The 19,852-nt window shown below is 71.8% G+C and carries 13 protein-coding genes; 9 read left to right on the top strand and 4 right to left on the bottom strand.

The window, feature by feature from the left end; all coding sequences use genetic code 11:
* The first annotated feature begins 1 nt into the window (after nt 1).
* The 6 genes from BKH20_RS07075 (at nt 2) to BKH20_RS07050 (ending at nt 7,466) form a co-directional block, all read left to right on the top strand.
* Entirely contained in the window at nt 2-928 is a 927-nt protein-coding gene (locus tag BKH20_RS07075; RefSeq protein WP_070660939.1) for a TatD family hydrolase, read from the top strand.
* A 319-nt stretch (nt 929-1,247) separates the two neighbouring features.
* A complete protein-coding gene (locus BKH20_RS07070) occupies nt 1,248-2,252 on the top strand; it encodes a G5 domain-containing protein (protein ID WP_075390473.1) in 1,005 nt (334 codons plus the stop codon).
* A gap of 198 nt (nt 2,253-2,450) precedes the next feature.
* The gene (locus tag BKH20_RS14920; RefSeq protein WP_075390472.1) at nt 2,451-3,350 is read left to right on the top strand and encodes a resuscitation-promoting factor; all 900 of its coding nucleotides are present in this window, start codon (nt 2,451-2,453) and stop codon (nt 3,348-3,350) included.
* 128 nt (nt 3,351-3,478) lie between these two features.
* The gene (gene rsmA / locus BKH20_RS07060; protein ID WP_075390471.1) at nt 3,479-4,573 is read left to right on the top strand and encodes a 16S rRNA (adenine(1518)-N(6)/adenine(1519)-N(6))-dimethyltransferase RsmA; all 1,095 of its coding nucleotides are present in this window, start codon (nt 3,479-3,481) and stop codon (nt 4,571-4,573) included.
* Nucleotides 4,570-5,556 carry a 4-(cytidine 5'-diphospho)-2-C-methyl-D-erythritol kinase gene (locus tag BKH20_RS07055; RefSeq protein ID WP_075390470.1) on the top strand — a complete coding sequence of 329 codons (987 nt, stop codon included), beginning with the start codon at nt 4,570-4,572 and terminating at the stop codon, nt 5,554-5,556. Before rsmA ends, BKH20_RS07055 begins: the two co-directional genes overlap by 4 nt.
* The gene (locus BKH20_RS07050) at nt 5,556-7,466 is read left to right on the top strand and encodes an ABC-F family ATP-binding cassette domain-containing protein (RefSeq protein WP_075390469.1); all 1,911 of its coding nucleotides are present in this window, start codon (nt 5,556-5,558) and stop codon (nt 7,464-7,466) included. Before BKH20_RS07055 ends, BKH20_RS07050 begins: the two co-directional genes overlap by 1 nt.
* Before the next feature lie 132 nt (nt 7,467-7,598).
* Here the strand turns inward: BKH20_RS07050 and BKH20_RS07045 are convergent, their stop codons facing one another.
* Nucleotides 7,599-8,144 carry a hypothetical protein gene (locus tag BKH20_RS07045; protein WP_070660957.1) on the bottom strand — a complete coding sequence of 182 codons (546 nt, stop codon included), beginning with the start codon at nt 8,142-8,144 and terminating at the stop codon, nt 7,599-7,601.
* Here BKH20_RS07045 and BKH20_RS07040 point away from each other — a divergent pair.
* From BKH20_RS07040 to BKH20_RS07030, 3 genes are read left to right on the top strand one after another with little or no spacing between them, the layout of a single operon-like run.
* Nucleotides 8,101-8,955: an FHA domain-containing protein gene (locus BKH20_RS07040; RefSeq protein ID WP_314890506.1), complete on the top strand. Its 855-nt coding sequence runs from the start codon at nt 8,101-8,103 to the stop codon at nt 8,953-8,955. The genes BKH20_RS07045 and BKH20_RS07040 overlap by 44 nt on opposite strands.
* 8 nt (nt 8,956-8,963) lie before the next feature.
* Nucleotides 8,964-11,126: an FHA domain-containing protein gene (locus BKH20_RS07035; protein ID WP_075390468.1), complete on the top strand. Its 2,163-nt coding sequence runs from the start codon at nt 8,964-8,966 to the stop codon at nt 11,124-11,126.
* Nucleotides 11,126-12,592 carry a serine/threonine-protein kinase gene (locus BKH20_RS07030; protein ID WP_070660964.1) on the top strand — a complete coding sequence of 489 codons (1,467 nt, stop codon included), beginning with the start codon at nt 11,126-11,128 and terminating at the stop codon, nt 12,590-12,592. The genes BKH20_RS07035 and BKH20_RS07030 overlap by 1 nt, the downstream gene beginning before the upstream one ends.
* Nucleotides 12,593-12,719: 127 nt before the next feature.
* Here BKH20_RS07030 and BKH20_RS07025 read toward each other — a convergent pair whose 3' ends face one another.
* Genes BKH20_RS07025 through BKH20_RS07015 form a run of 3 tightly spaced genes read right to left on the bottom strand, consistent with a single transcriptional unit; the run spans nt 12,720 to nt 19,851 of the window.
* Nucleotides 12,720-15,893 (bottom strand): RDD family protein, encoded by a 3,174-nt coding sequence (locus tag BKH20_RS07025; RefSeq protein WP_075390467.1) that lies wholly within the window; start codon nt 15,891-15,893, stop codon nt 12,720-12,722.
* Nucleotides 15,890-18,475 (bottom strand): transglutaminase-like domain-containing protein, encoded by a 2,586-nt coding sequence (locus BKH20_RS07020; protein ID WP_075390466.1) that lies wholly within the window; start codon nt 18,473-18,475, stop codon nt 15,890-15,892. Before BKH20_RS07020 ends, BKH20_RS07025 begins: the two co-directional genes overlap by 4 nt.
* Complete coding sequence (locus tag BKH20_RS07015; protein WP_075390465.1) at nt 18,472-19,851, bottom strand: DUF58 domain-containing protein; 1,380 nt, start codon at nt 19,849-19,851, stop codon at nt 18,472-18,474. The genes BKH20_RS07020 and BKH20_RS07015 overlap by 4 nt, the downstream gene beginning before the upstream one ends.
* Nucleotide 19,852: the final 1 nt, after the last annotated feature.

Below are 19,852 nucleotides of genomic sequence, written 5' to 3'. Positions count from 1 at the left end.
CATGGGCTCGAGGAAGCGCGACCGCTCCTGGCCGCCGGCCGACGCCGTCGCCCCCCTGGCGGTCCCGGTCACCGACAACCACACGCACCTGCCGGTCGCGGCGGACGCCGGCGGCCCCGGCTCCGAGGCGCCACTGAGCGCCGCCGAGCTGGTCGAGCGGGCCGCCGCCGTGGGCGTGACCCGCGTGGTGACCTCCGCCTGCGAGACCACCACCTGGCAGGAGAGCCTGGCCCTGGCCCGCGAGCTGCCAGGAGTGCGCGTGGCCCTGGCCGTGCACCCCAACGAGGCCGTCCTCCACGCCGGAGTGCGCGAGACCGGTCCCGACGGGCTCGAGCCGCGGGCCCAGGAACACCACGGCGAGCCGCTCGAGTCGGTCATGGCCCGCCTGGAGGAGACGCTCAGGGCGAACGCCGACGTCGTCGTCGCCGTCGGGGAGAGCGGCCTGGATTTCTTCCGCACCGGTGAAAAGGGGGCCGCCGCCCAGCGCGAGGCCTTCCGAGCGCACATCGCCCTGGCCAAGGAGCTCGACCTGCCCCTGCAGATCCACGACCGTGACGCGCACGCCGCCTGCGTGGAGGTCCTCAAGGCCGACGGCGCCCCCGAGCGCACCGTCTTCCACTGCTTCTCGGGTGGGCAGCAGCTGGCCGCCGCCTGCACCGAGCACGGCTGGTACGCCTCCATCGCGGGCCCGCTGACCTACCCGGCCAACGACTCCCTGCGGGAGGCGGTCGCCGCCCTGCCCGACGCGCTGCTCCTGGTGGAGACCGACGCCCCCTACCTCCCACCCAAGCGCTGGCGCGGCCGCCCCAACGCCTCCTACCTGCTGGGTGACACGGTCCGCTTCCTGGCCGAGCAGCGGAGCCTGGGTGAGGAAGACCTCTGCCGCCGCCTGCAGGCCACCACCGAGGCGGTCTACGGGAGCTGGTGATCGCCGTCGGCCGCCGAGGACCGGTGGGGGACGCCCGGGGCTCAGACCTATGGACCCTGACGTCCTGCGGGGAGATGCCCGCAATCCCGGGAAGAGGAAAAGAGTGCGCGGTGGTGGCGGCGCGGCCGATTTTGTCCGGACGATACCTCCCAGGTTAACACCGTTCACCCAGGGGTGTCCCAGGTGGGTGGCAGGTGAGAATCAGGGCCTGTCTGCACGGTTCCATCACAAGCGCACAGGGTGTGAGCAGGTGCATTGGCACGTCCCTGGGTCATCGGTTACGGTGACACGCAGTCGTCAAAACGAAGGAAGTTCTATCGTGGGTCGTCACTCCCAGACCAGCTCCCTGAGTACTACGCTCGCCGGCCTTGGCTCCTTGGCCTCCAAGAGGCAGACCGCCTCCGGCGTCCGCGGACGTCGTCGCGCCGAGGGGCCCGCCAAGACCTCCCTGACCCCCATGCTCTTCAAGGCGGGGGGCGCCGCAGCCGCCTTCTCCCTGGCGGTCTCCGGTGCCGCCTACGCGGCCATCTCCGCAGGGGGTGACGAGGGGCGCTCCTCCTCGGGTGGTTCCTTCGGGCTGATCGGCGGCGAGTCGGACGGGCAGGTCAAGGCCGCCGCCACCCAGAAGGCCGGTGCCGGCAAGATCGCCAGTGCCCAGACCTCCACCACCACCGTCGACGAGCCGCAGGTTCACAGCACGGTGAAGAAGGAGACCGACTCCCTGCCCAAGGGTGAGACCAAGGTTGAGACCGCCGGCGTTGACGGGCTCGTGCGCACCACCTACGAGGTCACCACCCAGGACGGCAAGGAGGTCTCCCGCACCCCGGTCGCCCAGGTCGTCGTCACCCAGAAGGTGGACGAGGTCGTCCTGGTGGGCACCGGGGAGCAGCAGGCCCAGCAGGAGGCCGCCCAGCAGGCCCAGTCCGCCGGTGACGGGCAGACCGCCCAGTCCAACGGGAGCGGTGAGGGCTCGAACAGCGCCACTTCAGCGCCCGCGGCCAGCTCCAGCGCGGGGACCGACCCTGACGGCGCCAAGGCCATCGCCCGCTCCATGCTGGCCAGTCACGGCTGGGGAGACTCCGAGTTCACCTGCCTGGAGAGCCTGTGGACCCGCGAGTCCGGCTGGAACTACCAGGCCGAGAACGCCTCCTCGGGCGCCTACGGCATCCCCCAGGCGCTGCCCGGCGCCAAGATGAGCGAGGTCGCCGACGACTGGGCCACCAACCCCGCCACCCAGATCACCTGGGGTCTGAACTACATCTCCGGCCGCTACGGCTCCCCCTGCTCGGCCTGGGCCCACTCCGAGTCCGTCGGCTGGTACTGAGCGAAGCGGCCCGCCCGGGGCATCTTCTCGCCCCACACGGCACCCGGAACGTCGTCGACGGCGCCCGTCTCCCTGTGAGACTGGCGCCGTCACCATTGCTGTGGGAGGTAGGTCACACGGGAGTGAGGTGGCTAATTGTCGCCACTGTAACGTTTCCACTACCGTGGCACTCGCCGTCGACTGGAAGGACGTCCCCCCATGACTCCCCTCGCTCGTTCCCACGCCCACGTCCTGCCGGAGGAGCCGCAGGCCCCGCAGGAGGCGGCCCAGGAACGGCGCGGCATGCGCAGCATCGCGCTGCGCGCGGGTCTGGCGGCCCTGGCCCTGTCGGTCGCGGTCTCCGGGGCCGCCTACGCCGCTGTCCGCGCGGGGGAGCCCTCTCGGGCCTCCGGTGCCGAGGCGGCCGCACAGCGCACCGATGGCCTGGGTGCTGAAGGTGGTCGTGGCCGGGTCTCAGTCACGCCGAGCACCCAGAAGGTGACCACCGAGACGGTCGACGCCACCGACCCCCACGGCTCCGTCCAGCAGGAGAACGGCGACCTGTCCGAAGGCGAGACCAAGGTGGCCACGGCCGGCGTCGACGGCGTCGTGCGCACCACCTACGAGGTCACCACCGTGGGCGGCAAGGAGGTCTCCCGCACCCCCGTCGCCCAGGTCGTCGTCACCCAGAAGGTCGATGAGGTCGTCCTGGTGGGCACCGGCACGGCCAAGAAGCAGGAGAGCAAGCCGGACCAGACTCAGTCCCAGGAGCAGAGTCAGGCTCAGTCCCAGGGACAGGGCCAGGCTCAGGCGCCCTCGCAGTCCGCCGGCGGCTCGGCGTCCGGTGGCAGTGCCGGCACGACCGGCGGCGATGCCGGAGACGACGGCGTCTGGGCCAAGCTCGCCCAGTGCGAGTCCGGCGGAAACCCGGCTACCAACACCGGTAACGGCTTCTACGGCATGTATCAGTTCACCCTGGAGACCTGGCAGGCCCTGGGCGGAACCGGCTACCCCCACGAGGCCGACGCCGCCACCCAGACCGCCATGGCCAAGAAGCTCCAGGCCCAGTCCGGCTGGGGCCAGTGGCCCGGCTGCGCCGACAAGCTCGGCCTGCACTGAGCGGCCCGAGCCGCACCGGGGCGCCGCGCACACCCCGGGTCTCGATCATCCCGATCATGCAGAGAGCGTGCGGCATGTTCCCAGATATCTCACAGTGACAAAGGGTGGGTGCCGGTTACTGTGTCCCCATGACGTTGCCGGCCCCCGATTCACAGGTGCCCCCGGCAGGAGCAGCCCCCACTGACGGGCACGACCCTGCGGGAGCCTGTGAGGCCACCTCCGAGACTCCCGCCGACGCCGCCTGTGCAGAGCACGCCAGTCAGGAACCCCGGGATCCCCAGGATCACGGCGCCTCCCCGGGCTCCCGGGCCGCCGGCCTCCTGGGCCCCACCGAGGTCCGCGGCCTGTCCCAGGCGCTCGGTATCCGCCCCACCAAGGCACTGGGACAGAACTTCGTCCACGACGCCGGCACAGTGCGCCGCATCGTCAGGAGCGCGGGCGTTCGCCCCGACGACACGGTCCTGGAGATCGGGCCGGGCCTGGGCTCCCTGACCCTGGCTCTCCTGGAGACCGGGGCGCGAGTGATCGCCGTCGAGATCGACCCCGCCCTGGCCCGGGCACTGCCCGTCACCGTCGCCGACCGCATGCCGCATGCCGCAGGCCGCCTGACCCTCATCCAGGCCGACGCACTGAGCATCACCGGCCCGGACTCGCTGGGCGAGGCCGGAGCCGCTCCTACCCGCCTCGTGGCGAACCTGCCCTACAACGTGGCCGTCCCCGTCCTGCTCACCGCGCTGGAGGCCCTGCCCAGCCTGGAGAGCGTCACCGTCATGGTCCAGACCGAGGTCGCCGACCGCCTCGCCGCCGAACCCGGCTCGCGGACCTACGGGGTCCCCAGTGTCAAGGCCGCCTGGTACGCCGCGGCCCGCCGCACCCTGACCATCTCCCGCCGCGTCTTCTGGCCCGTGCCCAACGTCGACTCCGCCCTCGTCGAGCTCGTGCGCCGCCGGTCCCCCGCCACGCGCGCCACCCGTGAGCAGGTCTTCGCCGTGGTCGACGCCGCCTTCGCGCAGCGCCGCAAGACCCTGCGCAAGGCCCTGGCCAGGCTCGCCGGAGGGGCCGACGCCGCCGAGTCCGCCCTGCGCGCCGCCGGCATCGACCCGACGCGGCGCGGCGAGACCCTCGACATCACCGCCTTCGCCGCCCTGGCCGAGGTGCTGCAGCCCGTCGCCGTCGATGAGACCGCTGCGCCAACGCCTCCCACCTCACAGGAGCAGTCATGAGTCATCTGCGTGCCGTCCCCGACGGCCCCACCGGTCCGCGCGAGTCCACCGTGCCGCCCCGCAGCGGCTCGGCCAGCTCGGTGCGCGTCGAGGCCCCCGGCAAGGTCAACCTCTTCCTGTCCGTCGGCGCCCCCGGCCCAGACGGCTACCACCCGCTCACCACGGTCTTCCAGGCGGTGCGCCTCATCGAGACCGTCACCGCCCGCCGGCAGTCCGCTCAGGACCACGGCACCGTCACCCTCACCCTCGAGGAGCCCGACGCCGACGTCCCCGCGGACGACTCCAACCTGGCCGTGCGGGCCGCCACGCTCCTGGCGCAGACCACCGGCGTCAGCGAGGGCGTCGACCTCCTGCTGCGCAAGCGCGTTCCCGTCGCCGGTGGGATGGCCGGGGGATCCGCCGACGCCGCCGCCGCCCTCGTGGCCTGCAACGCCCTGTGGGGCACGGGCCTGTCCCTGCCCGAGCTCTCCGCCCTGGCCGCCCGCCTGGGAGCCGACGTCCCCTTCCCCCTGACCGGGGCCACCGCCGTCGGGAGCGGCCGCGGTGACCTGGTCACCCCGATCATGACCCGGGGCGTCTACCACTGGGTCTTCGCCCTGGCTGAGGAGGGCCTGTCCACCCCGGCGGTCTTCCGGCGCTTCGATGAGATGGCGGGCGGCGGGCAACCCGCTTTACACGACGTGCCCGAGGCCCTCACCGCCGCCCTGCGCGCCGGGGACGCTCGCGCCCTGGCCGGCTCCCTCCACAACGACCTCCAGGCCGCGGCCCTCGACCTGCGCCCCGAGCTGGCCGAGGTCATCGCCGTGGCCGAGGAGGCCGGGGCCCTGCGCGCCATCGTCTCCGGATCCGGCCCCACCATCGCCGCTCTGGTCGAGGACCCCGGCAGCGCCCAACGGGTCTCGCGCGCACTGAAGGCCTCGGGCCTGGTCGCCGACGTCCCGCGCGCCGACGCCCCCGTGGCCGGCGCCCGGGTGGTGGGCTGATGGCGCACCTGCTCGGCGTGGAGAACCTGCGTCTGACCGTCGGCTCGCGCCTGCTCCTGGACGAGGTCACCCTGGGGTTGGAGGACGGCACCCGCGTCGGCGTCCTGGGTCCCAACGGCGCAGGCAAGTCCACCTTCCTGGCGGCCCTGGCCGGTCGGCGCGAGCCCGACGGCGGCCGCGTCACCCGCACCGGCGGCGTGAGCGTGGCCGTCCTCAGCCAGACCGACGACCTGCCGCCGGGCGCCACCGTGCGCACCGCCATCCACGGCCAGGCCCCCGAGCACGAGTGGGCCTCCGATCCGGCCGTGCGAGACATCCACGCCGGACTCATCGCCGACCTCGACCTGTCCGCCGACGTCGCCACCCTCTCGGGGGGACAGCGCCGCCGCGTCGCCCTGGCCGCGGTCCTCACCCGCCGCGCCGACGTCGTCATCCTCGACGAGCCCACCAACCACCTCGACGTCGAGGGCGTGGACTGGCTCGCCCGCCACCTGCGGGCCCGCTTCAACGGCCCGGGCGGCCGAGCCTGCGGCGCCCTGGTCACTGTCACCCACGACCGCTGGTTCCTGGACGCCATCTGCACCAACGTGTGGGAGGTCGTCCCCGGCATCGATCCCGGCGGCGGGCGCCCCCAGGTGGCCGGCCGCATCGAGACCTACGACGGCGGATACGCCGCCTACGTCCTGGCTCGGGCCGAGCGCGCCCGCCAGGCCGCCGTGGCCGCCGTCAAGCGCGAGAACCTCCTGCGCAAGGAGCTGGCCTGGCTGCGCCGCGGCGCCCCCGCCCGCACCTCCAAGCCCCGCTTCCGCATCGAGGCCGCAGAAGCCCTCATCGCCGACGTGCCGCCCCCGCGCGACACCGTGGCCCTGACCGCCATGGCCACGGCCCGCCTGGGCAAGAAGGTCCTCGACCTCGAGGACGTCACCGTGCGCTACCCCGGGCCGCCCACCGACGGCGGCGAGACCACCCAGCGGGAGGTCCTGCGCCGGGTCACCTGGCGGCTCGCACCCGGTGAGCGGGTCGGCGTCGTCGGCGTCAACGGTGCCGGCAAGACCACCCTGCTGCGCCTGCTCGAAGGCGTCCAGGAGCCCACTGCCGGCCGTGTCGCCCGTGGCAAGACCGTTCAGGTGGCCACCCTGTCCCAGTCCACTCACGAGCTCGACGCGCTCGCGGACCTGCGCGTTGTCGAGGCCGTGGCCATGGTGGGGGAGAGGGTCGTCGTCGGGGACAAGGAGATGACGGCGGCCCAGCTCGTCGAGCGCCTGGGCTTCACCCGTCAGCGCGCCTGGACCCGGGTCGGGGAGGTCAGCGGTGGGGAGCGCCGCCGGCTCCAGCTCCTGCGCCTGCTCATGACCGAGCCCAACGTGCTCCTGCTCGACGAGCCCACCAACGACCTGGACACCGACACCCTGGCCGCCGTCGAGGACATCCTCGACTCCTTCCCCGGCACCCTCGTGGTCGTCTCCCACGACCGCTACCTCCTGGAACGGGTGACCGACCACCAGGTGGCGCTGCTGGGCGACGGCACCGTGCGCGACCTGCCCGGCGGAGTCGAGCAGTACCTCCAGATGCGCCGTGAGGCCATGGGCGGCGCCGGGAGCCCCAGAGCCTCAGCGGGCGCCGCGGCATCCGCGACGACGCGGGCGGCGGCTGAGCCCACGTCTGAGCGCAGCGCCTCCAGCGGGGCCCGCCGGCACGAGGCCCGCAAGGCCTTGGGGCGCATCGAGCGGAAGATGGAGCGCGCGGCTCAGTCGCTCGCCACGCTGCACGCGCGCATGGAGGAGGTCTCGGCCGATCCGAACCGGGTGGGGGAGCTGGCCGAGCTCGGCCGTGAGCTCGTGGCCGCCGAGGCGACCCACGCCGATCTGGAGGAGCAGTGGCTCGAGGCGGCGGAGGCGCTGGAGGCCTGAGAGGCGCCGTCACGGCCTGGGGCCTCATCGCTGGAAGCGGTGGGGAGGGAGTGGGGTTCGGGGAGAGGGATCAGGAACGGGGAGGTGAGCGGCGGCGTCGCTGCTCACGACCGCCCGGACCGTCCGTGCCGCTCAGACGACGGGGGCGACCTGGCGGGCCAGCTCGACGAGATGATCCAAGTTGGGGGCGATGTCCTCGGCGGCGGCGCCCCACAGGCGCATGACCAGGTCCACCGGGACCGTGGGCAGTCCCGCCAGCCTCAGGACGACGACGCCCTGGGTGGGTCCGTTGGACTCATAGAAGGCGGAGAACCCCACCATGTCCGGGCCCGGTCGCAGGCGCACCAGCTCGGCCTCGGGCAGGAGCGCGGCGACGAGCTGGCGCTGGGTGGCACGGCGTCCCTCCTTGGAGCCGTCATCCTTGGCGATCTCCAGGCTGAGGTCGATGACGAAGGGCGGGTGGGCGACGTCGTCGATATGCAGGAGACGGGCGAAGCGTCCCTGGCGCTCCATGGCCTGCAGCTCGTTGAGCAGGGACTCCAGCTCGGAGCGCCACTGCGGTCCGGTCACTCCCAGGTGGGCGCTGCGGTGCCTGGCCTCCTCCCGCGCCCACCCCGGAGGTGGGAAGGGCGGGATGATCACCCATCGCTGGGGATCAGGGGTGACCGCGATCTGCACTGTGTGTTCCTTCCGAGACCTCGTCCGACTGCGAGGCAGTGGGCTGGGCGCCTACCATGTCTGTCCTATGAGGACCCGAGAGCGACATACGACAATTATGCCTGCATCCGCACGCCGCCGCGTGGTTCGCGTACTGGTGGATGCGGGGCTCATCATCGCACTGTGTGCCGTCACGGAGCGCTGCTGTGGAATCTTATTCGCTGTCGGGGCGGTTGTGCTGCTTCTTGCTGTGATGACTGCCATGATGGCGATGACAGGCGCCACACCCGGTGGGCTGGTGACGGGGGTCCGGTTGCGGAGGGTGGCGGACACGAACGGCCCCCCTGGGCGCTCTGCGGTGATTTATGTCGCATTTTTGGGTCTGTCTTTGGTGGCAACCGCAGGGTTGGCCCCCCTAGTGTTGTGGATTCTCTCACTCTGGCGTGCTGAACAGCGCACCTGGTTCGACCGACTGGCCGGTACGGTTCTTCTCAGTGCTAGACCGACCTCGGTCTCGACCTGCTCCCTGGTGGTTGAGGGCTCAGTAATCCCAGTTCTGGGGCCGATTGTTCTCGGGCGTCGGCCGGCCCCGATCGAGTCCCACCCCGATGCTCAGCTCGTTGCGGTGCTCCGTTCGGAGGACTCCGTGTCCAAGACGCACGCCCTGTTCGTGCCCGCTTCGGATGGGGTACTCGTCACAGATCTGGGTTCGACGAACGGCACCCACGTCGAGGACGAGGAAGGCGTTCACCGACTCTCACCCGGCCGACCGGAGTACGTGCAGCGGGGACGGCAGGCATACTTGGGTGACGGTGTCTGTATCGTCCGTTGAGGAGAAAAATGATGACAAACAGCCCGAACAGCAGCGCGAACAACGAGGTCTGGTGGACCGAGGGTTCGTGGACAGGCGTGGTCACGCCACATGCTGTGATGATCCTGCCCCCGTCGGTGCCGCAGGACCTCACCGAGCGCCTGTGGCGGCTGCTGCGCAGTGAGGAGGCCTCGCTGACGCGGGCCCTGGATGAGCTGGTGATGGGAATGGGCGGACGTCTGGGTGCGATCCCGGACTTCGTGCTCGCCGTCTCGGCGCCCGAGGACGTCTTCCACGTGGCGCTGCGCGGTGCCCCGCAGATGGAGGTCGACGGCAAGGCGCTGGACGCCTCGGCGGTCACCACCTGGTTCGAGACGACGGTGACCGCCCCCAACTCGGTCATCGTCAGCGCGCCCGACGGCGCCGGTCAGGTGCGCCGCCCGGCGGTCGACGCCGTCGTGAGCACCGGCCACCTGGTGCTGCGCGGATCGGAGAAGTCGAGCGGGACCCCGTCCCCCAGCCGTGCATCGTCGAAGGGGTCCGGTGACTCCGACGACGATGACCCTGACCCGGCTGGTCCTGACTACTCCACCGCTTCTGCCGGTTCCGCCGGCACCCCCGCTGCTGCCGTGAGGACCTCTCGATCCTCCCGTCGGGCATCGCGTCGCGCCTCGCGCCGACAGTCCGCCTCGTCGGACCACTCGGAGCAGGACGACTCGTCTGAAGGGGCGCCTGCCGAGACCGCGGCTTCCGCCGACGTCGTCGACGACCTCATCGAGATCGCGCAGGACAACGCCGAGCAGCAGGCCCTCGAAGGCGCCGAGCTCGCCGCGTCCCTCGAGAGCGCTGAGGCCGCTGAAGCCGCCGTCGGTCAGTCGGAGGACTCCGACGCCTCTGAGGAGTCGACCCTGAACGCCGACTCCGAGGGACCCGCTGACCTGCTGGCCGTCGTGGCCGGCATCTCTGAGGCCGCTGAGGCGACTGAGGTGACGCCGTCACCCGAGCTGCCCGAGTCGGCCGAGTCGGCCGAGGCCCCCGTCGCGACCCTGGACGCCCAGACCCCTGAGGCTGCCCAGGCCGCTACCCAGTCCTCACCGGAGGCCTCCGATGAGGATCTGCTGATCGCCCCCGTCTTCGATATCCCGGCCCTGCCGATCCCCTCCGCTCAGGAGGCAGAGGCCATGATCCCGCCCCCTCCGCCCCCGTCGAGCGAGGATCTTGAGGCTGCTGGTATCAAGGACGCTGCCGCTGAGGTCACCGAGGTCGTCCAGACCCCGGCCGACTTCGCGCCCGTTGAGGCCGCCGAGGCTGCCGTGGTCGCGGAGGCCACTGCTGTTGCCGAGGCCGCCGCGCAGGTGCACGCCGAGGAAGAGCCCGTACGCTCCGGGGACCACGACGGACAGACCATCAACGGCCTGCCCGAGGACCTCTCCCAGGAGCTGCGCGCCGAGCTGCTCAACCAGGGGCTCGGCCCCCTGGAGCCGAGCCAGTCGGCGGAGGTTGCCGAGTCTGCCGGATCCGCCGCCGCGGATGCCGCAGTGGTCGAGCCCGTGCAGCCCTCCGGCGACGAGCCGGCGACCGCGGAGCTCGGTCGCGGGGACCACGACGGACAGACCATCAACGGCCTGCCCGAGGACCTGGTCGGCGAGCTCGTCTCCCTCGTGGGAACCGGGCCCTCCAGCCCGGCCTCCCCGGTCTCGGCGAGCTCTCCCAGCGAACCCGACGCCATCCGGATCGTGCTGTCGGCGGTGTGCCCCCAGGGCCACCCCAACCCCACGAACTACACCGTGTGCCGCGTCTGCGGAGCTGAGCTCAACCGTCCGGCCAAGTCGGTGGCCTGCCCCCCTCTGGGGCGCGTGGTCACCTCCGGCGGCGAGAGCATCGAGCTCAACCGTCCCCTCCTGGTGGGTCGCAACCCTGTGGCCGACGACATCACCAGCGTCGCGGAGGTCCCCCTCCGTCCGCTGACCGTCGCCAGCCCGAACCAGCTCGTCTCCCGCAACCACATCCTCATCGACCTGGATGCGTGGAGCGTTCTGGCCCAGGACCTGGGCAACTGCAATGGCACCGTTCTCAACCGCCAGAACGAGGCGCCCGTGCGCCTGTCCTCGGCGAATCCGGTGCTCCTGCGCAGCGGAGACGTCCTCGACCTCGGCGATGGTCAGACCCTCGCCTTTGAGAACCTCCCCTGATGCTGGATCACAAGGGACCGCCTCCGGTCATCTCCGGGTTCACGTACCTGGAGAGACTCGGAGCGGGAGGCTACTCCACGGTCTACCTCTTCGAGCAGCACATGCCCCGCCGCGAGGTCGCGGTCAAGGTCATGAACGCTGACGTGGAGGACAAGACCGCCTCCCGCTTCGAGTCGGAGGCGAACCTCATGGCGCGGGTCTCCTCCCACCCGGCCATCCTGTCCATCTACGGCGCGGGCGTCTCCGCCGACGGCCACCCCTTCCTGGTCATGGAGTACTGCCCGCCGCCGCAGCTGGGTGCCATCTTGCGCCAGGGTCCCCTCAATGTCGCTGAGACCCTGTCCACGGCGATCCAGATCGCCGGAGCGGTGGAGACCGCTCACCGGGCCGGTATCGTCCACCGGGACATCAAGCCCGCCAACATCCTGTTCACCACGTACCGTCGTCCGGTGCTCTCGGACTTCGGCATCTCCGCCATGAGCGGGCCGGAGGGGGCCGAGGAGCTGCGGGGGATGAGCGTGCCCTGGGCTCCCCCCGAGCAGCTGGTCGGTATGCGCTCGGCCAATCCGGCTTCCGACATCTACTCCCTGGGTGCGACCACCTTCGCGATGCTCACGGGGCACAGCCCCTTCGAGACCGACGGCATCCCGGACGTCTACGAGCTCTCCCGCCGTATCGTCAAGGACCCCCTGCCGCCGCTGGGGCGTCAGGACGCCCCGCCGTCGTTGCACCGCGTGCTGTCGGTGGCGATGGACAAGAACCCGGACTCGCGCTACCCAACGGCACTGGCCTTCGCCCGCGCGCTCCAGCAGGTCCAGGCCGAGCTCGACCTGCCGATCACGACTGTCGACCTGTTCCAGGAGCCGGACAAGGCCGCGAAGTCAGCCCGGCGGCCCAACCCCGACGAAGCCGACACCGCCACGAAGATGGGGGTGTTCAACCAGGTCGATGTCACCAGCGAGCACATCGCCATGCGGGTGGAGCCCGACAGCGAGGACAACGGCTCGTCGTCGGACTCGGAGGCAGGTGAGCCGAGCCGCCCGAACCGCATGCGGGCCGTGCTGACCGGGCTGCTCGTCGTGGCCATGATCGCCGCCGTCGTCGCCGCGATCGTCGTCTCCCAGAACCAGGACAAGCGCAAGAAGCCCAACAACCCCATTGCCACGATCGCCCCGCAGCCCGACGCCAACCCCCTGCAGGCCTCGGTGCCCATGGTCGGCGATATCGTCGGCGAGGCGCAGGGCGACGGCACGGTGAAGTTCACCTGGGGCGAGCCGGAGACGAACTGGAGTGGCAGCTACCTCTACCGGGTCAAGCTGCCCGATGAGGAGACCGAGCTGGACTCCGTGCACACCAACGAGGTCGTCGTCGACGCCCAGCCGGCGCGCACCTGCCTGGAGGTCACCGCGGTGCGCTCGGATGGTAAGGCGTCCCCGGCCAAGACCGCCTGCGTCGACACTCCCTGAGGCCACCTCCCGAGGGGATCACGCCCGAGGCGTTGTTGAGCCAACGCCGCCAAGACCCGCAGATACTGGGGCCCGCACTCCTGGAGAGGAGTGCGGGCCCCAGCGCTTGAGGGAACCGGTGCGGGACTCAGACGACCTCCACCTTGAAGGCGATGCGGCCGAAGAAGATCGTACTGCCCTCCAGGGCGGACAGGGCCTTGTCCGGTACGGCCTCGACGGTGCGCCCATCGCGGTACTCCACCCGAGTCCCGTTGGTGGAGTGCAGGTCGGTGACCCACACTCCGTCCAGCAGCGGGAAGATCGCCGCATGCGTCTTGGACACAGAGCGCGTGGGATCGTCAAGAGCGACGCGCTCCGCCCCGGGGTAGGCCGAGATGTTGTCGGGGTCGCGGCCCACCACTGTGGGCTCGTGGATGAGGATCGGGTTGCCGCCCAGCAGCGGGACGAGACGCACCGACAGGGCCGGAGCGGCCGAGGAGGCCGACGGGAGCGACGGCGTGGCTGTCTGGGCACTCGCGTTGGGAACCGGGGTGAGCGGGGGCAGGGAGCCGCCTGCAGCGGGGGCGGAGGCCGGTGCGGCCGCCTCCGGCATGCTGCCGGCACTGCGCCTGGACACACCGGTGCGGGACTCACCGGGGACGGCGCGTCCGTCCGCGGGCGAGGGGATTCCCGGCCCCGAGAAGCGGTGTGAGGCGTGGGACCGGCGCGAGGAACTCTCCTCCGGAGCGGCCGCGCTCGTCGCGCTGCCGGCGGAGGCCCGAGCATGGCTGCGGTGACTGCGCACGGTCGGGTGCGCCGTGCCCTCCGAGGCGGCAGGCAGGCCACCGGGCACGGTGGCGGGGTTGGTCAGGTCCATCGGGGACGCGTGCTGCGCAGGCGCCGACACCGTCTTCGGCTGCTGGGGCAAGCCGTCGTCGGAGACGATGGCTCCCTCCGGCAGGGAGTCCACCGTGGCGGCATCGACCGAGGTAGGAACCGAGGACCAGGGCACCGAGTCGATGAGGGCCTGCGTGTTGCGGTCCTCCGAGGGCAGGATGCTGGAGGTGTCGAAGGTGTGCGCCACCTCCGGGACGGGGCCGGCTCCGGCAGCGTAGCGCTGCCGCTCGGTGGTGAAGAGGCTCTCGCGACGAGGTACGCCGGGCTGTGACACCGACTCTCGCTGATCCTCGGCAGGTGCAGCAGACGAACCGGAGGACTTCTTGCCGGTGTGACCGGGCTGAATCCTCCAGCGCTGGGCGTGGGCGTGTCGTGGTTCCATCGTTTGTGATGTTACGGGTTTTGTGGCTTTCGAGCGCGGGACTTGTGGTGTGGAAGTCGCATCGTGCGACGTGGAGGACCGGGATGCCTCGGAATCGGCAGCAGTTTTGGAGGATTCCGCTGAGGGCGTCGTCGCTTTGGACTGCTGCTGATCGGCCGGGTGCTGAGATGAGGGCGGCGCGTGGGTCGAGGGCTTCTCGGCCTCGTCACCTTGACTGTCGGCGTCATCCGTGGACTGAGACGGCGCGTCCTCCACGACGTCGAGCGTAGCGGTTTCGGTGTCCATCGGCGAGGGCTGCTGCGACGCGGCGTCGTCCGAGCTCGACGATGCGGCTGCCGACGGCTCCTCGGCTTCCTCGGCCGGCTCCTCGGTCGACGTCGGGCTGGTCGGCTCTGATGATGCCCCCGGTGCGGCATCGTGCGCTGCCGGCTCCGTGGCCTCGGTGAGGTCGTCCGGAGCTGTGTCCGCGTCCCCCTGAGCCGGGGAAGCGGCACCCTCCGGGGCCTTGGGGGCGGTTGCGACGGCGTCCTCGTCGGCCGGCCCCGCCGACGGCCTCGAGGCCTCCTCCACCGCCGGCCGGGACCCGGCACGGGCCGCAGTCATCGCAGCGGACGCCTGAGGGTCCATGGGTGTGGCGGAAGCGACTGCGACGGCCTCGGCGTCGGTCTCCACGATCGCCGGACCGGCGGAGGCCGCCGACTTCGCAGAGGCGGACGATGAGACGGTCGCCGCCTTGGTGGCCTTGGCGGCGGTATGAGGCGCGGCCGCGGTCGTCGCGGCAGAGGTGCTCACGGCCTGTTCCTCGGCGGAGGTTTCTGAGACCGCTGACGCGTAGCCGCTGGACGAGCCGGTGTTCAAGGCGCGACCGGCATGGCGTGCGGGCCGGCCCGGGCGGGCCGGACGGGGCCGACGGATCGAGGAGGAGACCGGATCCGACGTCGTCGGGTGCGCACTCCTGCCGGAGGACTCGGTGATACCTGCCTCGGCGGCGCTCTGGGCGCCCGCGGCGGTGGCCTGCCGGGTCTCCTGTGCTGCCTCTTGACCGGACCGTGCGCGCGTCGAGCCCGGGCGGGGGCCGCGTTTCCTGGCCTTCTTGCCCCGTGCCGCCTTCCCGGCCTTCTTCTCGGCCTTGCGCTCAGCCTGTTCGGAGGGCCGAGCGCGGGACGCGGACTCGTCTGGCACCTTGGTGGCCTGGGCGGACGGTTCCGAGGCGGGTTCCCGGCTCGTGGCGCTCTGCTCGTCGGAGGAGGAGAGGGACGCGCGCCTGGCGGCGTCCCACGCCTCACCGATGTCCCGGGAGGTGGACTCCTCCGGCGTGTCGGCGCCGGCGTCGGTCTGAGGGCCGGAGGAGGCGGGTTCGGTGACGGGGTGGCGCTCCGATGCGGCCGCTGAGGGAGCGGGCCGTGCGGGGCGCCTCGTCCTGTGGGCGCTGAGCAGCGCCATCCCGGAGAGCTTGTCGTGCCAGCCGCGCCCCTCAGAGTCAGCGGCCGCCGTGCGCATGAGGGCGATGGTGCCCAGGCCGAGCGTGGTGATGCTGACGGCCAGGATGAGGTCGGCGTGGAGGAAGGAGCCCAGCGGTGAGGGGGTCTGGTTGCGGGCCCCCAGCATGCGGATCCTGAGCAGCCTCCCGCCCAGGGACCAGCCGGTGGCGGCGATGGCGAGCCAGCGCGCACCGACGACCAGCCCGAAGGCGATGAGCCCGCTAGTCAGGACCGGGCGCCCGCCCACCTGCCAGATGACGGTGGTCAGGCCTCCCACCAGAAGTGAGCCGATGACGAGGTCGATGACCCCGGCAACAATGCGTGCCCGCACCGGGGCCGGGGGAAGGCGACGATGCGCAGAGGAGGGCGTATGCGCAACCGGCCGGGTCGCATCGGGCTCCGAGCCTCGGGAGCCGTCGCCGTGCGGGTCATCGGGGGCGCTCAGCGCCGTGCCGTACGGACTGACGACGTCGGTGTGCGGCGCGCCATCGGACACGGGGGAGGACGTTGGCGGGCCCGCAGCGGTCGAGGCGCTGCTACGGGCGTCAGCAGTGATCGTCATGACCGCAACCTCCTGGGGGGACGTGACCGCCTGCCGGCGGGATGGACGAGGGAGCGCGGGGACAAACGGGCCCATACCCGCCCCAGGCGCGAGCGTTCCGCCCCCATGCAGCGGACGATCGCATCTGAGGATTCCCACAACTCCCCTAGAGCGTACGATGGCGGCTCCCCGGAGCTGAAGACCTGGGAGTCAACTGCTCCGGCGAATCGAGGCAGATCGACCTGCGGGAAGTGAGGGGCCAGCTGAGCGGCCGCCTCCCGCCGAGTGGCTCCCCACCCCGGGAAGCGCCCCAGGTCACGGGCCCGGTCGAGGATCTCCTCCCAGGCCCCCAGGGCCTTACCGACGCCGGTGCGTGCGCGCCGGCGACTGCGCCGCCAGGCCTTCCACCCCAGGACCGAGCCCACGATCATCGCGATCGCCAGGATGGAGCCGCCGACGGCGATGACCGCGGTCGGCAGGCCGCCCTTGTCCTTGTCCTGGGGGTCGTCGCGCTGCGGGTCCTCGTAGTTGGGGGGCAGCTGGGCGGGGTCCTCATTGGGCAGCGGGGGCTGGAGGACGTTGGGCTCGGGGTTGGAGACCTTCTGGGTGGTCTGCTGCTGGGGAACCTGGTTGCGGTCCGGCGTGACGTCGAAGGACACCCAGCCCAGCCCTTCGAAGGGGATCTCCACCCAGGCCTTGACGTCCTCACCGGTGACGGTCTTGGCGTCGCCGTCGGTGGCCGGGTCGAAGCCCATGACGACGCGGGCCGGGATGTTGAGCGAGCGGCACATGAGCATCATGAGCACCGAGTACTGCTCGTCGTCGCCGATGGGGGAGTCGGCCTCCACCATGGAGGCGATGCGGGCGGCCCCGTGCCCGGGCTGGGAGGGGCTCTTGGTGCCGTCGGAGTAGTAGCTCGTGCGCAGGCGCTGCTGGAGCGCCCGGATCTGAGCGATGGGGTTGGACTCGGCCCCGACGATCTCCTTGGCCAGGGCGGTCACCGACGGCGGTACCTGCTCGACCGGTCCCAGTGAGGTCTGCGCCAGCGCGGCCTTGTTGAGGGCGGCCTCGGAGGGCGCGGTGTAGGGGGCGACCCGCTCGGTGAGGACATCGCCCGAGGCCAGGCCGCTGGTGGCGATCCCGGTGGAGGAGAACTTGTCGTAGTACATGCCCTCGCGCAGGGCGGACTGACGCGGCCCGGAGGACTCGATGCGGATCGTCTCGGGCATGGTGGGCACCCAGGGGAAGCTGTAGTCCTCGATGGTCAGGGAGGAGGTCTGCTTGCGCCCGTCGAGCCGGTTGGCCGTCAGCTGGGTCTTGTCACCGATGCGCTCGAAGCGCGACTGCCCGTTCTCGTTCTGACCGATGTGGGCCGACAGGCCGTCGTAGGAGTCCAGGGCGGCGATGCGGATGCGTCCCCCCGAGGGCAGGTTGACGGGCTTCATGAGTCGGGTGTGGGCCTTGTCCGTCTCCAGGGTGCGTACCAGGGACAGCGGGCTGGCGTACTCGGTCACGTCCAGCGGCGGCTGGAACAGGTCGCGCACCACCGTCCGGGAGGTGGGGGCGGCGGGGGCGAGGACCATGGCGGCCAGGGAGGTGACCAGCAGCAGCACAGCGGCGATGACCGTTCCGCGCAGGGCCGCCCGACCCAGGTCCCCGGTGGAGCGGGCGCTCGTGGCGCCCGAGGTCGTCGAGAAGGAGCTCAGGTCCAGGGCCTCGACGACGTGGCTGCGCCGCTGACGAAGGGAGCCGCAGGTCCACAGCGCCAGGATCCCGACGACGAACAGGACGCCCAGCACGGTGGGGCGCACGGTCTCCTGCCCACCCCAGCCGATGCCGACGGCGGGCAGGCAGGCCAGAGTCAGGCCGGCCAGGACCTCGCGGCCCGCCAGGATGAGGCGGGTCGCCAGCGCCGAGACCACCAGCCCGGTCATCCAGGGCAGCACCGTCATGCCGCTGAAGGAGCTCAGCGGCATCGGCACGGTCAGGGCGTCGCGCCACACGGTGATCGTGGAGCCCAGCACGGTCTTGATCGCCGCCGTCCCGGAGCCGACGTCGGTCAGCAGCCACGGGGCCACCAGGACGTGGACCAGCGCCAGGGCCGCCATGCTCGGCAGCACCGACAGGCGCAGGCGTGAGCAGATCAGTGAGGTCAGGGCGCCGATGAGCGCGCCGTAGCCGACGGCCAGGCAACCGACCACGGAGGCGAAGACCGGCAGGAAGGGGACCGCTCCGATGGCGAGGATCCCGGCCATGAGGACCAGCTCGAGGGCGGCGGCCGCAGGCGTGGGCGGCTTGGCGCCGCGCCGGGGAGGCAGGAAGCGTCGGGCGGAGAGCGCCGGCCGGGAGGGGCGCGACAGGAGTGGGCCTGCGCCGGTGATGGAGCGGGCCTGACGAGTCGTCTCGTTGCTGGAGAGGCTGCGCGTGCGCGACGACGTCGCCGTCGACCACGAGGAGGGCGACTCGCCCGAGCCGCCTAAGGGCGCGGCGGTGACCTGCGAGGGGGCGTCGGCCGGAGAGGACGCCCCGGCCGGCGAGGCGCCCGAGGTCGGGGAGCCCGCGGTGCGGGGGGACGCGGTGGTGAGGGTCGTCGAGGGGGTCATAGTGCTCGCCTCAGGGCGGTGGGAAGCTGCTCAAGACGGTCCATGTCCACGACCGGCATTGTTCCGGCGTGGTGGCGCGACAGACCGTGCTGGCCCGTGCGCAGAGCAACGGTCACCATGGGCAGCGGGGCGAAGCCGCGAGCCCGGGCCAGCACGGCGCGGTCGACCTGCTGACCGGTGACAAGGACGACGATAGAGGCATCGGGGTGCGCCGTACAGGCGTGTCGCACCAGGAGGTCGCAGCCGAAGTCGTCCTCACCGGTGCTCAACAGGCAGGACGTGTCCAGCATCCGCAGGGCGGAGGAGGTGGGCAGGGCCCCGATCTGGGTGATGAAGCGGACCTCGCGCCCGTCCTGGATCGCGTCCATGGCCAGTGAACAGGCGATGGACACCGCGGTCTCGAAGTCCTCCTCGCCGGCGTAGTCGTCCTGGCGGGTGGACAGCAGGACGAGCAGGCTGGAGCGGCGGGTCTCCTCGAACTGACGCACCATGAGACGGCCGGTGCGGGCCGTGGTGCGCCAGTGGACGTTGCGCCGGTCATCGCCGGGGACATACTCGCGCAGGGCGTGGAAGGCGACGTCGGAGCTGGACAGGTCCTGGGTGACGGCGCCCTCGATGTCCCGCAGGACGCCGTGCAGGACCGTGCCCAGGCGCACGGTACGCGGGTGGATGTGGATGTGCTGCGGGGTGCTCAGGGAGCGCTCGCGCTGGAGCAGCCCCACCGGATCGCGCTGGACCGCCAGGACCGGACCGACGGTGACGATGCCGCGACGCTGCGTGGGCAGGACGAATCCGCGCTCGTGGACGGCTCCGGGGGTCAGGGTCGGCACGACGAAGACGGCGCGCCCCGGCCCCACCGGCATCTCCATGCGCGAGGGCAGCAGTGGCCGGGTGCGGGGGTTGGTGACGGTCAGGCGGATGAGGGCGTGGTCGCCCACGGTGACGCGGGGCTCGAGCAGGTTGTGGTTGACCGAGTAGCCGCGGCGGGGGATGAGCCACAGCCAGGCGCTCACCGCGACGATGCCGACGGCGGCCGCGGCGCTCCACGCCTCCTGCCACCCCATGACGGCCCCGGTCAGTCCGCAGGCCGCCAGCAGCACCAGGCTGCCCCATCCGATCGGGGTCACGGTGTGCATCAGCCAGCGCAGCGGCCGCAGCGCCGCCGCGGCCAGTGCGGTCAGCCGGGACTGAGAGGGCCTGGCGCTCAGGGCCTCGCTCGCGGAGGTCGACGACGCGGCCGATGGCGCGGACTGCGCGGACGCCGGCGCACTCGAGGACGTGGGGGCCGCAGCGGAAGAAGGGGATGCGCCGGACCCGCCCGCCGCGCCCGGACGGGCCTGGCGGGCAGGTTTCTGCGACGTCGTCTGAGGCGTCATG

Source organism: Actinomyces oris (assembly GCF_001937445.1).
Lineage (GTDB): Bacteria > Actinomycetota > Actinomycetes > Actinomycetales > Actinomycetaceae > Actinomyces > Actinomyces acetigenes.
This window is presented reverse-complemented; position numbering and strand designations above follow the sequence as displayed.

Bases quoted from the DNA above. Each gene is read 5' to 3' on its own strand.
- BKH20_RS07075 (WP_070660939.1), top strand. From the start codon at position 2: ATGGGCTCGAGGAAGCGCGACCGCTCCTGGCCGCCGGCCGACGCCGTC.
- BKH20_RS14920 (WP_075390472.1), top strand. From the start codon at position 2,451: ATGACTCCCCTCGCTCGTTCCCACGCCCACGTCCTGCCGGAGGAGCCG.
- rsmA (WP_075390471.1), top strand. From the start codon at position 3,479: ATGACGTTGCCGGCCCCCGATTCACAGGTGCCCCCGGCAGGAGCAGCC.
- BKH20_RS07055 (WP_075390470.1), top strand. From the start codon at position 4,570: ATGAGTCATCTGCGTGCCGTCCCCGACGGCCCCACCGGTCCGCGCGAG.
- BKH20_RS07050 (WP_075390469.1), top strand. From the start codon at position 5,556: ATGGCGCACCTGCTCGGCGTGGAGAACCTGCGTCTGACCGTCGGCTCG.
- BKH20_RS07040 (WP_314890506.1), top strand. From the start codon at position 8,101: ATGATCACCCATCGCTGGGGATCAGGGGTGACCGCGATCTGCACTGTG.
- BKH20_RS07035 (WP_075390468.1), top strand. From the start codon at position 8,964: ATGATGACAAACAGCCCGAACAGCAGCGCGAACAACGAGGTCTGGTGG.
- BKH20_RS07030 (WP_070660964.1), top strand. From the start codon at position 11,126: ATGCTGGATCACAAGGGACCGCCTCCGGTCATCTCCGGGTTCACGTAC.
- BKH20_RS07025 (WP_075390467.1), bottom strand. From the start codon at position 15,893: ATGACGATCACTGCTGACGCCCGTAGCAGCGCCTCGACCGCTGCGGGC.
- BKH20_RS07020 (WP_075390466.1), bottom strand. From the start codon at position 18,475: ATGACCCCCTCGACGACCCTCACCACCGCGTCCCCCCGCACCGCGGGC.
- BKH20_RS07015 (WP_075390465.1), bottom strand. From the start codon at position 19,851: ATGACGCCTCAGACGACGTCGCAGAAACCTGCCCGCCAGGCCCGTCCG.